The organism is Xanthomonas sp. NCPPB 1067 (assembly GCF_020783795.1).
GTDB lineage: Bacteria > Pseudomonadota > Gammaproteobacteria > Xanthomonadales > Xanthomonadaceae > Xanthomonas > Xanthomonas melonis.
The window spans coordinates 81,884-100,115 of record NZ_JAJGQG010000004.1 but is presented as its reverse complement, the minus strand read 5'-3'; the positions used below and the strand labels follow the sequence as shown (position 1 = coordinate 100,115).

The window sequence follows — 18,232 nt, the reverse complement described above, 5'->3', positions numbered from 1 at the left end:
AACATGCAGCACATCGAAAGAGAGACAGAGCCACCACCCGAAGTACTGAGGGGAAGTGCGGCCACACTGCAGCGCGAGACGCTCGCCAGATTCATGGCAGACACCGAGGAAAAGCGCAGTCAGTCGAAGATCTATCGCTCTGAATTGAACTTTGAACACCCCAGCCTCAAGATCGCGCTCGCAAGACTTTTCCACGGTCGCTGTGCATTCTGCGAAGCGGAGCGCGAGACAACGCCATATCACTTCAGACCTCCCGAGGAAGCCCTCCCCTACGAGCGCAGCGAACAGGCTCACCTGTACTACAGTTGGCTGGCCCTTGCTTGGCAGAACTTCTACGCCATCTGCTCGTCGTGCAGGCCCAGGGAAACCAACTATTTCCCGGTGTTTGGCAAGCGGGCAGCGATTCCGCGCCCCGCATTGTTTGACCAGTTCGCTGGCAACAACTATGGGCTGTGGCCCGCGACGGACTACCCTCCCAGGGAGAAGCCGTTGCTCCTAGATCCCTGCACGGATCGAAATTTCCATATCCACCTTTGGGTAGGAAAGGATGGTGCGCTCTGGGGCCTCACGCGACGAGGGACCTTCACAATCGAACACTTTCACCTGAATTCGCTGGAACTTGTCGAACAAAGGCGCCTTCAGCACACTCGATACTTCGAAGAACTCCGGGAACAGCTCTCATCGCCTTACGGTGACATGCCAAGCCACGTTTTCGATTTCCAGAAGCTGGAGTTCGGAGGAACTTGGTACTTGCTATTGCGCCGACTGGCAGCCGCACTCGGCGCGAGAAGGGGTACCCGCCCAGCTTTGGCGATGAGCCGTATTGAACGCGTGTTTCGCCAGCTCAAGGGCACTCGCGATGCATACGATCGCCTTACCCGCTGCTGGTCTGAACTCAGCGAAGAGGAGCCGCCGAATCCAACGGATACCCCGGAGAGCTGGCACCGATCCAGCAAAGCGACGATTTCTGAAATCAGCATCGAGAACTTCAAAGCCATCGAAGGCATCCACTTCAAGCTTCAAGATCCGGAAGATGTTCGCTCGGACCGAGACACCCCACGCAGCCCGTCAGCCCTGATTCTGGGCGAGAACGCTGCCGGAAAGAGTTCCATCCTGGAAGCCATTGCACTGACACTGGCAACACCTGCTGCACGCAACGCACTCGGGCTGACGGCGCGCAACTTTGTTCTTTCACCCGACCTGCTCGGCGCTCAGGACTCACCAGCGATCAATTGTGCGAAGGTGACCATTCGCCTTTCGGACGACTCCACTCGAACACTGCGCATTCAGCACGAGAGGATGGTCGATCAGGCACCTGGAACTCAAGATGCCGTTCCCGTCTTCGCGTATGGCGCATTCCGGCAGTACCAGCACCGGCAGAGTCGTAAAAGCTCACCCGCCGCATTCATTCGCAATCTCTTCGATGCCAGTGTGCTTCCCAATCCGGAACAATGGCTTCTGGAGCTGAGCAAGGAGCGGTTCGCAATGGTGGTCAGAGCGCTGCGCGACATACTTTCGATCGAAGGGGACTTTGACGTCATCCGCCGCGACCAGGAACAAAGGCAATGCTTCGTCGTAACCGACACCACTGTCGATGGCGAACCATTGGTCCAAAGTCCCCTCAACGTGGCTTCTTCGGGATTCCGTTCCGTTCTGGCGATGGCATGCGACGTGATGCGCGGACTCATGAATTCCAAGATTCATAAGGATTTCGACAGCCTAAAGTCAGCGACAGGCGTGGTACTGATCGACGAGGTCGAAGCCCACCTGCATCCGCGATGGAAAATGAACATCATGCGCGGGCTCCGAAGGGCACTGCCCAACGTGACGTTCATCGCAACCACCCATGATCCGCTGTGCCTTCGCGGCATGAATGATGGCGAAGTGGTCGTACTGCGACGGGCTACCTTGGAACACGGATTGACAGGCGCGGGGCTATCTATGCGCGTCGAGGCACAGACCCAACTCCCTTCCATTTCCGAACTCCGGGTGGAACAGCTGCTGACCTCCGATCTCTTCCAACTCCATTCCACTGACGATCCTCAGATGGAAAGCCAGCTCGCGCATATTGCCGATCTACTCGCCATGGCACCCAACGGCTTGACGGACGAACAGCGCAAGGCTGTCGATGAATTCAACAGGGACATCGCTTCGGCCATGCCGATTGGAACCTCCGAGGCCCAGCGCATCGTGCAAGAGGCAGTCGCCGAGTACTTGCAGCAACGGTCCAGCATTCCGAAGGAGCAAGGGGCTCGGTTGAGAGAGCGCGTCAAAGCACGCATCGTGCAGGCACTACAGGGAATGCAGTGATGCGCAAAGTGGACAGGGGCACAGTCAGTGCACCAGCTTGCCTGACCGCCAAAGACAATAAAGGAAAGACCGAGAAAGACCGGGCGCGAGACCATCAGACCAATACATCTTCCAAAAAAGGGACCTTCAAGTTCGCCGTCTACAAGCATGAGGAGGTCAAGAAACAGCTCGCATTGCTCTTCCACGGGAAGTGCGCCTACTGCGAAACCTTCTACCCGGCATCAGCCCCTGTGGACATCGAGCATTACCGGCCCAAAGGCGCGGTTAGCGAGGATCCTAAACACCCCGGCTACTGGTGGCTGGGGATGAGCTGGGAAAACTTGCTTCCGAGCTGCATCGATTGCAATCGTAGACGCAAGCAGCGCATTGTTTCCGGCTCGACGAGCTTGGCGCAGTTGTATGCCAACGGCGGGCTCGGCAGCACCCCCATGGCCTGGACCCAGTCCGGGAAGAAGGACAGCTTTCCGCTGTTGACGGGAAGCAAGCACGCCCAATCAGAGAAGGATTTTCCAGGAACCGAAATGCCACTCCTCTTGGATCCGACCCAAGACGAACCCAGGGAACATCTGCATTTCCATATTGATCGCAAGTCACCGCTGGGCCTCGTATTGGCAGGTCGTCCAGGGCATCCAAGCGTACGCGGTGCCACCTCCATCCAGATTTACGGACTCAACCGGCTGGGTCTGGTCCAGGATCGCACCAGGGTGCTGCGCCAACTGGAGTTCATGGGCAACCTGGCCATAGAACTGGGCAACATCATTGAAGAGTTGAAGACAGAACCTTTGGCAACTGCACTCACGGTGTTACCGACACAGGACATTCCACAGCGCCTTCAGTTACTGCAGGACAGGGTATTCGGTGAGATACGCCAGATGGCACATCCCACCGCACCCTACTCGGAAATGGTACGTAGCTGGATCGATGAATTCGTGGCACGTCTTTAGCGGCCGCCAAAATCGCAATGAACGGAAGCATATGGAATCCACGCAAAAAAAAGAGATTTCTGCAACAGCTCTGAACATTGCGATTCGTCGAGCGAATCAATACATGCCGAGGCGTAGCGGGTTTCTGATGGAACCCGCCACGGGGAGAAGTCATCATTCGCATACGCAGGCAGTCGATGGTTCTCCATCGGCTTGCCCAGGCAGCCCGATCTTCAAGGCTGCGGCGTGGTCCATCCACGCTGATCGCTCCAGTCCGCATCGCATCCACCCACCGCGAACGGCCGGCACTACCGTGCCGGCGGATGCCCATGATCATCAACCCTCGGGGGATTCCGTCCCCTGTGGGGTCGCGAACCTCCTTCATCCATCGGAGGATCCATGTCCACGCAATTTGCCCGCCTCGATCCAACCCATTCCACCAGCTCAACTGTCTTCTCCGACCCAGAGCGACGTTTCATCCACCAAGCCATTGCTCTACTGGAGCATCGGCTTTTCCAACGCGGCGCCTGCATCGACAGTCCAAAGGCAGTGTTCGATTTCCTTCGGCTCAAGCTGGGCAGCGAGACTCATGAAGTTTTCGCAGCCGTGTTCCTTGACATCAAGCACCGCGTCATCGCCTTCGAGGCACTTGCCCAAGGCTCCATCGATCAAGCTGTGATCTATCCACGCACCATCGTCAAGCGTGCAATCGAGTTGAATGCCGCTGCCGTGATCCTCGCTCACAACCACCCTTCTGGATGCACCTCCCGCAGTGAAGCCGACCGGATCATCACCGACCGGCTGCGTGCAGCACTAGAGCTGGTAGACGTTCGCATCCTTGACCATGTCATCGTTGGCAAAGGTGATCCCTACTCTTTTGCCGAAGCTGGCCTTCTTTGATCCACGGGCGCTCTCATCGGGCGCCCGTTTTTTCCTGCAGACAAAGCGGTGACGCGACGCATCGGCTTGTCGATGGCTTGCCTCGGAGGGATCGGTTCGACTGGGAGTTCTGATCATCTCTTTGAGCCGCTATGCCCCACCCTCTCTTCTCGCCGCTGCAGCAGCTTATGCACCCGCGACCGCGACTGGCTGCACTGCTAATACTTCTACTCCTTGCGAGCGCTGTCGAGGCCGAAGTCCGGGTATTCACCGACAGCGCCCATCCCGTCGCCGTGCCCGCGGGCATCACCGTCACCGAGCTCGACGCCCCTGCCCGCCTGGTGGCCGCGCTGGGCGCAGGCTTGCCCAGCGATCCCGCGCGGGCCGAGGCCATCATGCGCCGGCGCCTCAAAGAGGCCCCGCCCGGCGCTCCCGCGCCGGCACAGATCGCGCAGGCCTACCGGAGCGTGGTGGATGCCTACAACGCCGGTATCGCGAAGCTGCCGGCGGTCATGGTCGATGGCCGCTACGTGGTCTACGGCGAGCCGAACGTCTCACGCGCACTGGCCCGCATCGCGGCCTACAGGAGCACGAAGCCATGATGCGCTCCCGACGCTTTCGGGCCGTGGTCGTGGGAGCGCTGCTCGCGAGCACAGGCTCCTCCTTCGCGCTCAACACGGCCACCATCGTGTCCTCAGCGTTGTCGCCGGATTGCCTGGCCTATCGCGTGGTGGGCGTGTGCTACTGGCTGTACTGCACCTGGAGCGGCTGCACCGTGCGCACCTCAATCAAGGTGCAGCACTACATCCCGGACGCAGTCGTGTCGAGCTACAGCAACACGGGGGAGAACCCCTGGGTGGAAGTGCGGGCCATGAGCCTGCCCAATCCCAGCGCGAAGGCCGGCGGCGATGGCACGACCAATGAGGACCACGAAAACAACCTGGCCAAGTTCAAGAACGCGGATGTGATCGGGCACCCGGCCGGCGCGGCGTTCAGCGAGTTCGCCAGCCAATCCGGCTACACCTGCGAGGGCGCCGGCACGCCGTTCGTCCCCTATTTGCTCAGCACCTTCGACACGCTGGCCTGGCGCTACAACGTGCCGGAGATGGCCTATCCCGAGGCCCTGACCCCTGGCATGCGCGAGATCGGCTCGCGGTCGACGGCCAACCTCTGGGGCAACGTCTATCCCCGCGGCGGCTTCCTGCACCAGAGCGATGACCATCTGGCCGGCGCGGTGGTCGCGCAACGGGCGGGCGACGTGGTCACGCGCAAAGGCCAGCCCCACGTCTACCAGCCACTGCTCGCCACCGCGCATGCGGGCTACTGGCCGGCCGGCGCGCTGGTGGAGAGCTACGCCGCCACAGGAAGGTGGCAGGAACTGACTCCGACCCTGTCCAGCGGCTGCGCGGTATTTCCGAACAGAAACACCCACGTGCAGGCGCAGCGAGGCGACTACGCCTGGGCCCTGTGGCGCCCCTACAGCTGCTGCCAGCGGCGCGGCCAGGTGTTCCTGGGCAGCGTGGACTTCTTCTGAGGGCACGTCGATGAAACACCGTTTTTCCCAATGGCAGTTTTCTGCCGTGCGCCGGTTCGGGCCTGCGGGCCTGGCGGCGCTGACGCTGGCCGCGAGCGCGGCGTGGGCGCAGACGCGCATGGATGCAGAAGGCCTCCACGCCAGCGGCAACGTGCTCGGCAGCGACGTGCTGTACAGCATCGGCGGTGGCCGGGCCGTGTCCATGGGACCGGTCGGCAACATGCAGAGCATCGGCGTGGGCGCGGCCTGGAACAGCAACCTGGTGTGCGGCGACATGAGCATCACCACGACGCTGCAGAACCAGCTCAACGGCGTCACCAACGGCTTCCAGTCGATCATGAGCAACGTGATCCAGAACGCCACCAGCGCGGTGGCGTCGCTGCCGGCGCTGATCATCCAGCGCGCCGACCCGGGCCTGTACAACCTGCTGACCAATGGCATCCTGCAGGCGCGCCTGGACTTCGACCGGTCGAAGATGACCTGCCGCGCGATCGCCAACCGCATGGCGGACATGGCCGGCGGGCAGACCGGATGGGACCAGCTCTCCGAGGGCATGGCGCTCAAGCAAGCCGTGTCCAGCACCGATGCGGTGTCGGCCATCGAACGGGCCGAGGCGAACAAGGGCAACAGCGGCGTGCCCTGGGTGGGTGGCAGCAGCGCGGGCGGCTCGGGCCAGGCCGCCATCAAGGTGGTGGGCGACGTGACGCGCGCCGGCTACAACCTGCTCAATGGCCGCGGGGTCACCGACACCTCCTCGATCAACGCGAACGACTGCAACGGCCGGCTGGCCTGCCAGACCTGGACCTCGCCCCAGGCCGCCGCGACCTGGGCGACCCGTGTGCTGGGCGAGCGCGAGCAGCGCACCTGCCAGGCCTGCAACAAGACGGCGACCACGCCCGGCGCGGGCCTGACCCCACTCATCCAGGAAGAGTACGAGACCAAGCTCAAGGCGCTGCAGGAACTGGTGAGCGGCGCCAAGCCAACGACGGCCGCCAACCTGGATGTGGCGGGCAGTGCATCGCTGCCGGTAACGCGCGGCGTGATCGAAGCGCTGCGCGACGAACCCGACCAGGACTTGCTGGGCAAGCGCCTGGCCTCGGAAGTGGCGCTGGCGAGCGTGATGGAGAAGGCCTTGCTGCTGCAGCGCACGCTGCTCACCGGCCGCAAGGAACCCAACGTGGCCGCGAACGAACTCGCGACCAAGGCCGTGGACCAGGAGAGCGGCGCCCTGGCGCAAGAGATCCAGAACCTCAAGACCGAACTGGAGCTGCGCCGCGAACTGGCCGGCAATTCGCCGATGGCGCTGATCCAACGCCACAGCACCCGTGCGGCGGGCTCGCGCGGCATCTACCAGGGCGATCCGACGCGTGACCGCGTGCAGGAGATCCAGAAGCCGCGGAGCACGCCGTGACCGCCAGGGGACGCAGCCTGCGCGTGCAGCACCTGGTCAATGTCTCCGGCGGCAAGGACTCCACCGCGGTGTACCTGATGGCGATCGAGTCCGGCCGTCCGTTTCGGGCGGTGTTTGCGGACACGGGCAACGAGCATGAACTGACGTACGAGTACGTGCAGCGACTGCATGAGCGCACCGGCGGGCCGCGGGTGGAATGGGTGAAGGCGGATTTTCGTGTTCGAATGGCCAAGCACCGGGCGTATGTGCTGGAGCATTGGCCGCGCATGGGCATTCCCGATGCGCTGGTGCACGAGGCTGCGCAGTTGCACGAACCGACCGGCAACCCGTATCTCGATCTCTGCATCACCAAGGGACGCTTTCCGTCGCGGATGGCGCAGTTCTGCACGTCCGAGCTCAAGGAATTGCCGATCACCGAGCAGGTGGTGATTCCAATGCTGCGCCAAGGCCCGGTGCTGCAGTGGCTGGGCATCCGCGCCGACGAAAGTCGGCACCGGGCGCAGCAGCCGCGCTGGAACCGGCACGAGTCCGGCAGCTTCCTGTGGCGCCCTATCTTCGACTGGACGGTGCAGGAGGTGTGGAGGAAGCACGCAGACCATGGCCTGGCGCCTAACCCGCTGTACTCCATGGGCATGGGGCGGGTCGGCTGCATGCCCTGCATCCATTGCGGCAAGGCCGAGCTGCGCTCGATCGCCGAGCGCTTCCCGGAGCACATCGACCGGATCGAGCGCTGGGAGCGGGTGGTGGCCGCGGCGAACAAGCGACACGCGGCGACGTTCTTCCCGGCCATGAAGGACCCGACCGATGCGGATCGGCCCGGCCGGTACTCCGGCATCCGCCGGCTGGTGCAGTGGTGCCGCACGGCGCGGGGAGGACGGCAGTACGCATTGTTCTTCGATGACCCGCCTGGTGGCGGATGCACCTCCGACTTGGCGCTGTGCGAGAGGCGCCCTTCGTGACAGAAAAGCGCGGACGCCGCTTTGCCTGGCTGCTCAACCGCCGGCTGGGCATCGCGTTGCTGTGGACGGTGCTGGCCATCGGCATCGCCGTGGCTGCGAACTTGGTGGGCATCCGCATGCTGGGCGGCATCGAAGCCTGGAACCATTGGCTCCGAGCCCACGCCGGCTATTTTGTCGCCTGGCGGTTGGTTCTGTATGGAGCGACTGCTTGGGGTTGGCGACGCCTTCGCATACGCAATCACCAAAATGCGAAAAACATCGACGATCTTGCACGCATTCGTCGAGTTGAAGTCGCAACAGTGCTCGCTGTTCTTCTTCTCGAAGCGAGCAACCTCTGAGGAACAAGTAACACGGGGCTCAGCGCCACCGCATTTCTAATGGCACCCCGCCGACAAATGCGTTCGACTTGCGACATACACGCACCAGGAGTTCCACGTGCCAGTTCGTCGCCGCACGCTCAGCCCTATCGCAGGCAACTGCATAGACGCACCGCTCAGTCGCGCGATGCTCTCGGTCATGACTGCGCTCGCCGACGAGCGTCATGCGAACCACGGGAACATCCTTCCAGCACTTGTTGCGCATCAGGCGATCGCAGGAATTCAACCGGAAGAAGGGTCTGCGCGATGATCGGCAACCAGCGCATCGGCGGATTGCCCGGCGTCGTAATGCACGCTACCTCACACGAGGGCCTGCTGGTGGATGTGGATGGCAAGCGCGCCCGCCTGGCCATTATTGACGATGAAGGCAAAGTCATCGCTGCAGGCGCTGACGTGGCCCGTGAAGCCGAAGCGGTGCTGCTCAACAACTACCGAAACACTCTGAGGGATCAGGGGTTTCTCCGTACTCACGGCCATCCCATTCAAAGAGGATAGGTCGTAGAGCGCCGGCCCCAAATGCCGCGCAACCGGCCTCATTTGTAGGGGGCAAGCAGCGCTGGCGTCCGGAATTTTCCAAACCCAATCAGGACAGCCGGGGTGGTTCCTGCGTTTCTTTGCCTGCGCATCCAGGCGCTTGAAGAGCTTTTCGTGGACCACCGAGTAACAGCGTTCGCTGAACACGATCTGCTCGGCACCGAACTCTTGGCGTAGTGCCTTGGCATAGCCCCGTGCGAGCGCTTCGCCAAAGCCTTTGCCCAATAGATATGTCTCAAAGGCGAAGTGCAGCACGAGCGCTACTCGGTTGCCGGGATAGAGACTCCACCCCTGTACGTAGGCCATTGGCAAACTGCCGTTGATACTGACATGCAGGTCCATATGACCCTGTAAGCTCCAAAGTGTCACTACCGCCTGACGGTCTTGATAAAAACACGCTTACTGAAGAAGCCGGTGCTCCAGCACGTGCCGGATCGCATCGTCGTCCTGAATTTCCGGTTCAGGCGCGCTCTTGCGCCAAGGCCATTTTTCATTTCGCTGTCTCCAGTCTCTCACCCTAATCGCAACCAGCTTTGCGCCCGATCCGCGGCGTTGCGCTTTTGCCTCAAGGTATAAACAGACTTGCTTTTGGGCCCCGTCTTAACGTCGCGTAGACTGCCTGCCTAGACCGCAAGCCGCCCACGCACTGACGTGCCACAGGTCGCCCTTCCTGGTCTCGCGCATCTCGGGGTAGCGCTCACCCTGGGCGTTACTGGTCGAACTGGGCGCGGCAATCAGCGTGGCATCCATCAGCGTACCTGTCTTGAGCATGAGCCCTTGCGCCGCAAGATGGGCGTTGATCGTTGCGAAAATCTCCGGGGCCAGCCGATGCTTCTACAGCAGTTGGCGAAACCACAGGATCTTGGTCTCGTCTGGCAACCGGGCCCTCCCCCGAGAGCCCCGCGAACTCTCGGTACAGCGGGCGTTCGCGCAGCTCTTCCTCCATGGCCGGGTCGCTAAGGTTCCACCCCAGTTGCAGGCTGTGGATGCGCAGCATCGTCTCCACGGCAAACGGCGGGCGTCCACCCAGTGCCTGGTGCGCGCCGCGCGAATGCGGCTGGATCAGTGCCACCAGTGCCGCCCATGGCACCGCTTGGTTCATCTCTTCAAGGAAGATCTCCTTGCGGGTCTTGTTGTGCAGGGGATCGAACCCCAGCATCTGCTGCTCTTGCGTAATGCTCGCCATCTCGCCTGTGGCTCACTTCATGCGCAGTCAGCGGCAGGGTTTGCAGACCTTGCTTTGGCTGTGCAACAGCAATACTGCACTAGGCAATTTTAATATAAATTACTTCTTCCTGAAGTACTCAAGCTTCCCTTCAATTTCTTCAATTAAACAACCCAAAACATTTCTAAAGCTTGACTCGGAGTCAATCAATATTGATTTTTTTGTTTTTGCAAGAAAAACACCATCAACAAAGAAAAATAATGTTTCACCATCATCACTGATGAAGCCATTGCTATTGTCGACAGTAATAATTGGGCCTATCTCCCAACGCTGTTCCAAAGGACATAACCCAAAACGCCCCTCAATTGATTTGATTTTTAAGTTCTCACCAAGGATGTCAAAGTCCATCTCCAACATATCCCGCAAAAACCCATCCTTCAAAAAAATTGACTTGTGGCTTCCAATTTCAAAAAAGGAATAAATTCTCCATTCCTGAGGGCCCGGAAACTCTTCTACCCTACGCATAACTCTAGGAATAGAGTTGTGCTTAAGATAGTTATTTATATCAAGGTAAATATTATATCTTACACCAGTATTAGACGATGGATTGCAGTACAGAAATCCCATGCAATGATGATACTCGGATATTTTTCCATCAAAAATGAAACAATTATTAACTCGATCGAATTTAAGCTCAATCCTTTTGTTTTTCAGAACTCCGTATGCGTTGAGGATTGTTGAGATGGCATCCGCCACATAGCCAGTCCAATAGTCATGCAAATTAACTTGGCCAATATCCATTCCGCATGAAGCAGACAGTCTTTCTTCAAATTTTCGCCTAAATAGATCTAATGATAGAATATCCTTTTCTTCTTTCTCTAGAGTGCTGTTTTCTATCAAATATTTCTTTCCGATGAGGCGATACTGAACTCTTGTTATTTTTTCAAGATCAACGCCAATATTTATCATGCAATAGATGCAGTAGTAGTCTATCAGCGTCGCCATTGAGTTCAAGAGGGCGTCATTTAGAGCTTGGTCCAGGATTTCCACCTCCTTATCGGAGCTGGAGTTTCTGGACTTTAAAAAACCATCTAAGCATACCTCATGAGTTGATTTTTTTTGAGTGGCAAGCGCATAGATGCTTTTTATCTTTTGCAAGACATCTGCCTCGACATTTTTCGCCAAAAAATCTTTTTCCATTACTCGCTCCTTATGTTTAATTTATCATAATTAAATGGGAGCCTCTCACAACCCCATGTTTGACGAATCCGAAGAGGGATGAGGGCTGCAGTCCCTGCTGCAAAGCCTGCCGGTCCTCCCGGCCGATGTGCTGGCGGGGTGCGGGCACCAGCGTGGCATCGATGGCCTGCCCGCCCCGGGCGATGTAGCCGTGGCGCTGCAGTTGGGCATCCACCCCCTGGAACAAGGCCGTTGCCCCGCCCACGCCAAGGCGCTCGCCAAAGCGCCAGATCGTGTTGCGGTCCGGCACGTTCATCGCATCCTGCAACAGGCAAAACCGCTGGTAGCTCCCCCGGTCCAGCAACTGATACTCCATCTGCTCATCGGACAGGTTGTACAGCCGCTTCAACACCAGGATGCGCACCATCACCTCGGTGGGGTAGGCGGGCCGACCGCCCCGGCGGCCATCCCCGCGTTCGATCAAGGCATCCACCAGCCGGGCCAGTTCTGCGAAGTCGATGTGCTGCGCGATCACCTGCAGCGGATCTCCCACCTCATCCCTCTTGTGCTGGCGCGAGGCCTCTGCGAACAGGTCGAACTTCAGCGCGCTACGGGGTGTGATCATCGCAAGTCATGGGTTGGCTGGTCTTGGTCAACAAGTGAGCGGCTGGGTTTTGAGAGGTTCCCAAATGTCTATTACTTGTCGGCGAACAGCGGCTCTGGGCGATTTTCTGCAGCGCGCGCAACTGCTCCAGCAGGCTCGCTTGGTCTTCGTCGAAGGTTTCCTCGAAAGGCACCACTGCTCAGCGTTCATCGCCTCGGAGCGCGCGCCGCAGCGCCACGCCTTCAGGCGCGCCAGCTCGAACGTGAGGCGCTCAAGCTTGGCGCTGTCGCCGAGTCGTGTCAGGCAACGGAGATCAACGAGAAAAACCAAATCCCGGCTTGATAATGAAGCCGATAACCGTCCGTGGAAGCGGCGTAATTTCAGTGTTGTTCTGCCGCTTACCACGACGCGACGACCAAAACATTTCCTTCGGCAAGAGAGGACGCAAGCTGCAATGCCAACTGACCTCTGGCTCCTGCCTAGTGAACGAACAATCCAGCAGGTTGCACACGCCCGACCGCATAATGGCCGGCCCAGCAGGTTGTCACGCTGCTTCGTTCCCGACTTCGCCTGAGAGCATCAACAACCATCAGTCGACCAGCCCAGCCGGTTCAGCCTAGCTGTCTCGTCCCTGTAGCCAAGCCGAGGCCGAGCAAGTTCAAGCCACTCGCAGTTCGCCAGTAATCATGTCGGCAACTGCTTGTTGCAGGGTTTCCATCAATGCAGTGCCCACAGCGAGACCCAGCAGAGGCGGAACCGCGTTTCCGATCTGACGAAAAGACGAACTCATGGCTCCGGCAAACTCGAATCCATCGGGAAAGGACTGAAGGCGCGCAGCTTCCCGCACGGAGATCATTCGTTTCTGGCGACCATCGAAGTGGATGTGGGAATAGGTGTCCTTGCCAAGGTGGGCCGTCAATGTCCGAGCCGGGGCGTCAGGGGCGAGCTTCCACCATTTGTTTGGAAACTTGCTTCCATCGTAGGGAGGGATAGTTGCCTTCTTCATCGCTTCATAGCGGATTGTTCCCGCTCGGGCAGGAACGTCCTCCGCCTGAAGCTTTTCCTTCAGCAATTGCTCGGCGATGCCCAATGCAACCGGGTAGTCCCCACCCCTCGGCATGCGACCAAAGATCGGGAAATCGCGTGGCGTCAGCCTCACGACATTACCGCTTACGTCCACAGCGGTAGAAAACCCTTTCCAGTTGCGCATCAGTTCTGCGTACGTGGATGAAGCATCAGTCGCTCGATACGGCAATCGGTCCGCGACTTTCCGCCTCCGAATAATCCTCGTGTCGCGCAGATGATCTGAGATGAATGGAAGGTCGGCCAATGCCGACTCGACGCTTATAGACGCGGGCAGTTCGATCTCAGGAACAGGAATCGGTGAAAAGTGAGAGCCTTTTTCCTTAACATGTTTCAGTGCCACAGCTCGGCTGCTTTCATAGCCACGGGGCAGTTCCATGAAATGGCTTGGAAGAGGGAATTGCGGCATTACGCCCAAAGACGCATCGACAGCGATCAGAAAGAGCCTTTCCCGCAACTGGGGTACGCCGTAGAACGCCGCATTGAGCAGCGTATAACGAGTGACATATCCGCGACCCATCAATCCTTCAGCGATTTCCTCTGGCACATTGTGGCCTCCAAAGTTCATGATGTCGGGAACGTTTTCCACCATGATCGCGAGAGGCCGAGTTTCATCAACGATCTCCAAGAAACGTCGGTAGAGCGAAGCACGCGGGTCATTCTTGAACGCGTCATCATCGCCCGTAATGGATCGAAGTTTTGATCGTCCAATTCTCGCGAATGCTTGACATGGCAGGCCGGCCGCCAGAACGTCGAAAACTTCATGCGGCTGACCAGGCAAGCCGAAATCGGAGATCAGTTCATGCATCGACTGAGCGACCATATCGCGAGAACGCGCCCACTGCTGCGCCAACGCGGCGTCATCAGGCGCGAAATTCAACGCGTACGTCGCATTGGCCTCGTCATTCGACTCCACATGTGCCGCCAACTCGAAACCTGCGGTTTTCAGTCCAAGCGACAGTCCGCCGCAACCCGAACACAGCTCGAGTACCTTTGGCACAGCTCCGGCAGCAAGCCGCTCAAGTTTGAATCGCGCCAATCTTTGATCAGCTGCCATGATTGAAGCTCCTCACCTTGTCGTTCTCAAGAAATCTGCCAAGCGAATCCGCAAGGCTTCAACGTTCCGCGTTTCACATTCCCAAACCACCAACACTTGCCATCCCGCCTCCTCCAGCGCCTTCGCAGCGAGTCGATCTCTGGCCACGTTGGCGGCGAACTTCGATTGCCAGAACTCCACCTTCGAATTGGGTGAATATGCGTATCGACACCCGGGATGACGATGCCAATAGCAGCCATGTACGAAGATGACCTTGCGTCGCGAGGCAAAGACAAGATCAGGACTTCCTGGCAGATCGCGGCGGTGCAACCGGAATCGAACGCCTAGGGCGTATGCAAGCTGTCGGACCTTCAATTCCGGCTTGGTGTCCTTGCCTCGAATCCGAGACATCAGGCTGGAGCGCTGTTCTGGTGCCAAAATGTCCATGACCGTCCCTACTTCACTGGCAACTGTACGATGCCAGGTCGGGCAACATAAGTGCTGGCCGAACTTATCAAATGCATCAGCAGTTGCTCCCGCAGCCGGCAGGAGGTGCCCCACTGTGCGCAGGCATCCTGAAGATGAGTCTGTGGGAAACGGATGTGCACATGCAGGCGTGATGGCTTAGCCGCGCCCGGCATGAGAAAGACGGGTGATCTCCAGATCGCGTCCGAGAGCTTGACAGGCTGGCCCTCACCTGTCTTTTGGCGTTCCGCGCTCTCCGGGATATCCACGCCGAACAGGAATGAAATGGGACCCCGATTGTTTTGCGCATAGTCACATGCGGCCCCGACTCTGACCAAAACCGGCCTGCATGCGTCCATGGCAGTGCTGCGCAAACGGAACTCTTCACACAGCATCTGCTTCATGGTCAGTCCGGTGAGGCGGCGCAGTTCGTCGTCGCTCCATTCAAAGGGCCATGGCACGACAGCACCCCAGTCGGTTGGCAGCAACGTTTCCGATCCTGGCACGGCCAAATGGAGCATGCGATTGATTTCACCCGCCTCCGTGGGTGAAGCATCTTCCAACGTCTTGTCCTCATGGCGAGTGACGGCGCTCTTCCAGGTCGCCCGAATCTCTTCGGAAATGTCCTGATTGAGAATGCGATCCGCCAGAATCGGCGCAAGCGCCGTGGTGATTGCGGCCCGTGGATTCACATCGACATGACTGCGCCCTACGGTTTCACGTGTCAGTCTGCTGAGAATAGTGTCGAGCGCGGCAGGAAATGCAGCGCTCGTCCGTTGTGCAGCCGGTACTAGGTTGAGCAGTGAAGCCAACGTATCACCGGCCGCTGCGAGCACGCCAGCCTCCCAGCCGAGCAATGCGGCCAACTGGGGATTGGCGATGATCGACTGCTGCACCGCCTTCCGAAGTTCTTCGGCATCGTTGATTGTCCCGTCATCAACGTTGATGAACTTCTCCTTGGCCAAGCTGAGCACCGCCAAGGGGCGGGCATGGGGCTTTTCAGCGTCAATGCCTTGATCCAAATACTCCCGCAACTCGGCGCTCAAATGCTCGTGCTCGGTCCAGACGACAAGGATGAACGGCCCTCCGTTCTTGTTGATGTTGTCTTCGAGAATCGATGCGATCAGACCGTAGTGGCGCCGCTGATCCGAGCTTGCCTGTCCATCAACCAGATGAAGATCCATGAAGAGGCACCGGACACCACGGAAGTGTTCGTGGTTCAGTTCGGTGGATGGGTCGTATCTGACTCCCATGCATGGGGTGCCGAGAAGCTGAAATGTTCTGGTGATCGCCTGCAGATGCTGTTCCTTGTCATCCACAACGACAAAACGCGGCGCCGAGAAGATCAAGATTTTTCCCCTTTTCCGAATACCAGTGCGAGCACGGCGCCATCAAAGCCTTCAGGAACGTTGGCCTCATCAGCATCAGGAAACGCCAAGTGTCCGCTGTTCAGCTCCATCACCATGTTGGTGTAGTAGAGGCCGACTCCCATGCCATCAGGGCGACGACTGAAGAATGGGCGTCTCAACCGATCCGGATCATCCTGGAAGCCCGGGCCGTTGTCGGCAACAATGATCGCGGGACCGCCTGCAAAGTCCGTCTCGACATTGATGTACAGCTTTCTCTTCGATGCTCCTTGTCCCTCGGGCCAGCGCACCTGCAGCCAATAGAAAGCGTTGTCCAGAAGGTTGTTCAAAGCGCCCAGCAGCAGGCCGAAGGCAAAGCTCCTTTCGATGTCAGGCGCGTCGTCTTCAAGGGCAGGACATACGAGCTTGACCTCGTGGTTGCGAAACCTGACGCGGTTGATATCGCGAGCGCGCTTGATCAGATGCTTGACGCTGTTCGGACGCTGCTCGCCCTTGCGCAACAGCTCACTGAAACCATCGAGGATGCGCACCAGTTCTCGTGCTTGCACCTGTACTGAATCGAGGCTCCGGCCGGCTTCGATCGCGTCATAAAGGACGCGCACGCCCTGTTCGATCTCATGGAACACGATGGCCAAGCCCATGCCCGACAGGCCGGCACGAAGCATCGTGTCCCGCATTTCGTTGTAATTTTTTTCAGCCTTGTTGATCAGCGGGTCGAGCTCTTTTGAGATGTGATGCTTCTTTGCGGCATCCCTCAGTGCCTGGAGAGGCTGCGCAATGTTCGCCGCCTCCGGATCATGACCCTTGCCTGTCAACGCCCGAATGTTGTCCTTGTCGATTTTCCGCTCAACTTCCAGGACAGCGAGAGCACCCAGCACGATCTGTCGGAGCCGACGATATGCGTCGTTTTCCACGAACCCCTCACGATTCGTCTTCTCCGTGAGCTTGTGGCTTTGCTCAAGAGACAGGTCGATCGCTCCAACTACGATGTTCCTACTGATGTTTCGCGTGGGCGTGTTGACGCGACGGAGATCCAACCCGAGCCAGTCGTCGCCAGGCTCTCCATAGTTGTAGACGCGGATGCTGTCCCGGTAGACTCGGACCCCTCCACTCTCATCCAGGAAGTTCTGAACCAGCTGACTGTCCCCCAGCTTCGTCAGAACGTCCTGATCGCGGTCGAAGACATAAAACTCGCCCTTGACGGTCCCAATTCCGCTGGAAAGAGTCTTGTCCGCCGTGACTCTCTTCGGCTTCGTGGACGTCTTTCCCTGATCAGCACCATAAATGTCGGTATCACGCTCCTGCGCAATCAGTAACGCAGTAGCCTTTTTTACGATCTTCCGCGGCGCCAGTTTGATGCCGGTGACTCCTCGAAATTGGTATGTCCATTCGAGCACTCCCTCATCCAATGAAAAGCAGAAGTACCAGGGGGCACGCTGGAGCAGCACATCGACATCGGGAACTCCTGACACCCATTCAGGATGATCCGGTACTTTCAGTTCAGTCTCGAATCGGTCGGAACGAGTTGTGAAAGGCGATGCGATAGACGTGATCTGCCGAAGCAGGCGTCGCACCTCGCCCCGTGTCCATGTAGCTTCTCGCAACTTGCTGATGGTCAGGCGCGTCCCGGTTTTGGCCCCTTTGAAAACCTCCGGGTTTCGGGTCTCTACAGCGACTTTTGCCTCGGACAAGAATTGCTTTTCCATCAATACGGACCAGTCGATGCGAACTACGCATTCCGGCTGACCCTTCGCCCGAGTGACCAGTTCGATGTGATCTCCGAGCTTGTGCACTGCGAAGCGGCCCAGCCCCTTCTCACCGAGGGGCAGTCGATTCAGCTTCGTCCTCTTCAATGCTTTGCGCTGCACCTCCCGATGGTCATGTGCGGGCACAAGCCAGATATCTCTGATGGTGGCCAAGGCCATTCCATCCCCGTCATCTTCCACGACGATAGTCGGATCAGTCGTGCGAAGCCCCTTGAGAGTAACGGTGACGGTCTCCGCATCTGCGTCGTATGCGTTCTTGACCAGTTCAAAGACCGCGAGGCGCGGACTACCGATGAGTTGATCGCCCAGCAGTTGCAACAGGCGCGCGCGCGGGCGGAACGGCAGATTGACTGGATCGTCAGCGGGTTTGCTCGTTGTGGCCATCAGCGTATTTTCCGTTTGTCACATAGCTCGTCGTCCTTCACCACGAAACCGATGGCTTTCAACGCACGGAGGATGATGGTCCGCTGTGTCGCACCTTCCTGGGCGGCCCGCAAACTTACCTCCCGTTTGATGCGCGTGGGCACCATGACCTGAAGCGAAACATCCTTGCCCCCAGCGCCTGCGCTGTCCTGAGCAGTTGCTTTTCTCGAAGAGCTCATCGGCATCTACTTCGCTCGTTGTTTCATGACTTCATGAT

16 protein-coding genes and 1 pseudogene are annotated in these 18,232 nt (G+C 58.7%); 8 read left to right on the top strand and 9 right to left on the bottom strand.

The window, feature by feature from the left end; all coding sequences use genetic code 11:
* Positions 1 to 3 precede the first annotated feature (3 nt).
* From LL962_RS04770 to LL962_RS04735, 8 genes are all read left to right on the top strand, one after another.
* On the top strand, positions 4 to 2,310 hold the full coding sequence (locus tag LL962_RS04770) for an AAA family ATPase (protein WP_228316088.1): 2,307 nt from the start codon (positions 4 to 6) through the stop codon (positions 2,308 to 2,310).
* Positions 2,310 to 3,254 carry a hypothetical protein gene (locus LL962_RS04765; protein WP_228316087.1) on the top strand — a complete coding sequence of 315 codons (945 nt, stop codon included), beginning with the start codon at positions 2,310 to 2,312 and terminating at the stop codon, positions 3,252 to 3,254. Before LL962_RS04770 ends, LL962_RS04765 begins: the two co-directional genes overlap by 1 nt.
* Positions 3,255 to 3,632: 378 nt before the next feature.
* The gene (gene radC, locus LL962_RS04760) at positions 3,633 to 4,133 is read left to right on the top strand and encodes a RadC family protein (RefSeq protein ID WP_228316086.1); all 501 of its coding nucleotides are present in this window, start codon (positions 3,633 to 3,635) and stop codon (positions 4,131 to 4,133) included.
* Positions 4,134 to 4,264: 131 nt separating this feature from the next.
* The gene (locus LL962_RS04755) at positions 4,265 to 4,714 is read left to right on the top strand and encodes a TIGR03757 family integrating conjugative element protein (RefSeq protein WP_228316085.1); all 450 of its coding nucleotides are present in this window, start codon (positions 4,265 to 4,267) and stop codon (positions 4,712 to 4,714) included.
* A complete protein-coding gene (locus LL962_RS04750) occupies positions 4,711 to 5,646 on the top strand; it encodes a TIGR03756 family integrating conjugative element protein (protein ID WP_441004854.1) in 936 nt (311 codons plus the stop codon). The genes LL962_RS04755 and LL962_RS04750 overlap by 4 nt, the downstream gene beginning before the upstream one ends.
* 10 nt (positions 5,647 to 5,656) lie before the next feature.
* A complete protein-coding gene (locus LL962_RS04745; protein WP_304956881.1) occupies positions 5,657 to 7,057 on the top strand; it encodes an integrating conjugative element protein in 1,401 nt (466 codons plus the stop codon).
* 23 nt (positions 7,058 to 7,080) lie between these two features.
* Entirely contained in the window at positions 7,081 to 8,016 is a 936-nt protein-coding gene (locus tag LL962_RS04740; RefSeq protein ID WP_228316084.1) for a phosphoadenosine phosphosulfate reductase domain-containing protein, read from the top strand.
* A complete protein-coding gene (locus LL962_RS04735; RefSeq protein ID WP_228316083.1) occupies positions 8,013 to 8,354 on the top strand; it encodes a hypothetical protein in 342 nt (113 codons plus the stop codon). The genes LL962_RS04740 and LL962_RS04735 overlap by 4 nt, the downstream gene beginning before the upstream one ends.
* Positions 8,355 to 8,693: 339 nt before the next feature.
* Here the strand turns inward: LL962_RS04735 and LL962_RS04730 are convergent, their stop codons facing one another.
* The 9 genes and pseudogenes from LL962_RS04730 to LL962_RS04690 form a co-directional block, all read right to left on the bottom strand.
* Positions 8,694 to 9,269, bottom strand: a complete 576-nt coding sequence (locus tag LL962_RS04730; RefSeq protein WP_228316082.1) for a hypothetical protein — start codon at positions 9,267 to 9,269, stop codon at positions 8,694 to 8,696.
* 367 nt (positions 9,270 to 9,636) lie between these two features.
* Positions 9,637 to 10,086: a transposase gene (locus tag LL962_RS04725; RefSeq protein ID WP_441004853.1), complete on the bottom strand. Its 450-nt coding sequence runs from the start codon at positions 10,084 to 10,086 to the stop codon at positions 9,637 to 9,639.
* 126 nt (positions 10,087 to 10,212) lie between these two features.
* Positions 10,213 to 11,292 (bottom strand): hypothetical protein, encoded by a 1,080-nt coding sequence (locus LL962_RS04720; protein ID WP_228316081.1) that lies wholly within the window; start codon positions 11,290 to 11,292, stop codon positions 10,213 to 10,215.
* A 79-nt stretch (positions 11,293 to 11,371) separates the two neighbouring features.
* A pseudogene (locus tag LL962_RS04715) lies at positions 11,372 to 11,893 on the bottom strand (transposase); the annotation flags it as partial.
* A 640-nt stretch (positions 11,894 to 12,533) separates the two neighbouring features.
* Positions 12,534 to 14,015: a DNA cytosine methyltransferase gene (locus LL962_RS04710; RefSeq protein WP_228316080.1), complete on the bottom strand. Its 1,482-nt coding sequence runs from the start codon at positions 14,013 to 14,015 to the stop codon at positions 12,534 to 12,536.
* A gap of 12 nt (positions 14,016 to 14,027) precedes the next feature.
* Entirely contained in the window at positions 14,028 to 14,441 is a 414-nt protein-coding gene (locus LL962_RS04705) for a very short patch repair endonuclease (RefSeq protein ID WP_228316079.1), read from the bottom strand.
* Positions 14,442 to 14,449: 8 nt separating this feature from the next.
* Positions 14,450 to 15,808 (bottom strand): hypothetical protein, encoded by a 1,359-nt coding sequence (locus tag LL962_RS04700; protein ID WP_228316078.1) that lies wholly within the window; start codon positions 15,806 to 15,808, stop codon positions 14,450 to 14,452.
* Positions 15,805 to 17,976 carry an ATP-binding protein gene (locus LL962_RS04695; protein ID WP_228316077.1) on the bottom strand — a complete coding sequence of 724 codons (2,172 nt, stop codon included), beginning with the start codon at positions 17,974 to 17,976 and terminating at the stop codon, positions 15,805 to 15,807. Before LL962_RS04695 ends, LL962_RS04700 begins: the two co-directional genes overlap by 4 nt.
* On the bottom strand, positions 17,976 to 18,200 hold the full coding sequence (locus LL962_RS04690) for a hypothetical protein (protein ID WP_228316076.1): 225 nt from the start codon (positions 18,198 to 18,200) through the stop codon (positions 17,976 to 17,978). Before LL962_RS04690 ends, LL962_RS04695 begins: the two co-directional genes overlap by 1 nt.
* Positions 18,201 to 18,232 lie beyond the last annotated feature (32 nt).

Coding starts and splice junctions, on each gene's coding strand:
- radC (WP_228316086.1), top strand. CDS start 3,633: ATGTCCACGCAATTTGCCCGCCTCGATCCAACCCATTCCACCAGCTCA.
- LL962_RS04725 (WP_441004853.1), bottom strand. CDS start 10,086: ATGCTGGGGTTCGATCCCCTGCACAACAAGACCCGCAAGGAGATCTTC.
- LL962_RS04765 (WP_228316087.1), top strand. CDS start 2,310: ATGCGCAAAGTGGACAGGGGCACAGTCAGTGCACCAGCTTGCCTGACC.
- LL962_RS04730 (WP_228316082.1), bottom strand. CDS start 9,269: ATGGACCTGCATGTCAGTATCAACGGCAGTTTGCCAATGGCCTACGTA.
- LL962_RS04745 (WP_304956881.1), top strand. CDS start 5,657: ATGAAACACCGTTTTTCCCAATGGCAGTTTTCTGCCGTGCGCCGGTTC.
- LL962_RS04705 (WP_228316079.1), bottom strand. CDS start 14,441: ATGGACATTTTGGCACCAGAACAGCGCTCCAGCCTGATGTCTCGGATT.
- LL962_RS04770 (WP_228316088.1), top strand. CDS start 4: ATGCAGCACATCGAAAGAGAGACAGAGCCACCACCCGAAGTACTGAGG.
- LL962_RS04755 (WP_228316085.1), top strand. CDS start 4,265: ATGCCCCACCCTCTCTTCTCGCCGCTGCAGCAGCTTATGCACCCGCGA.
- LL962_RS04695 (WP_228316077.1), bottom strand. CDS start 17,976: ATGGCCACAACGAGCAAACCCGCTGACGATCCAGTCAATCTGCCGTTC.
- LL962_RS04720 (WP_228316081.1), bottom strand. CDS start 11,292: ATGGAAAAAGATTTTTTGGCGAAAAATGTCGAGGCAGATGTCTTGCAA.
- LL962_RS04750 (WP_441004854.1), top strand. CDS start 4,711: ATGATGCGCTCCCGACGCTTTCGGGCCGTGGTCGTGGGAGCGCTGCTC.
- LL962_RS04710 (WP_228316080.1), bottom strand. CDS start 14,015: ATGGCAGCTGATCAAAGATTGGCGCGATTCAAACTTGAGCGGCTTGCT.
- LL962_RS04690 (WP_228316076.1), bottom strand. CDS start 18,200: ATGCCGATGAGCTCTTCGAGAAAAGCAACTGCTCAGGACAGCGCAGGC.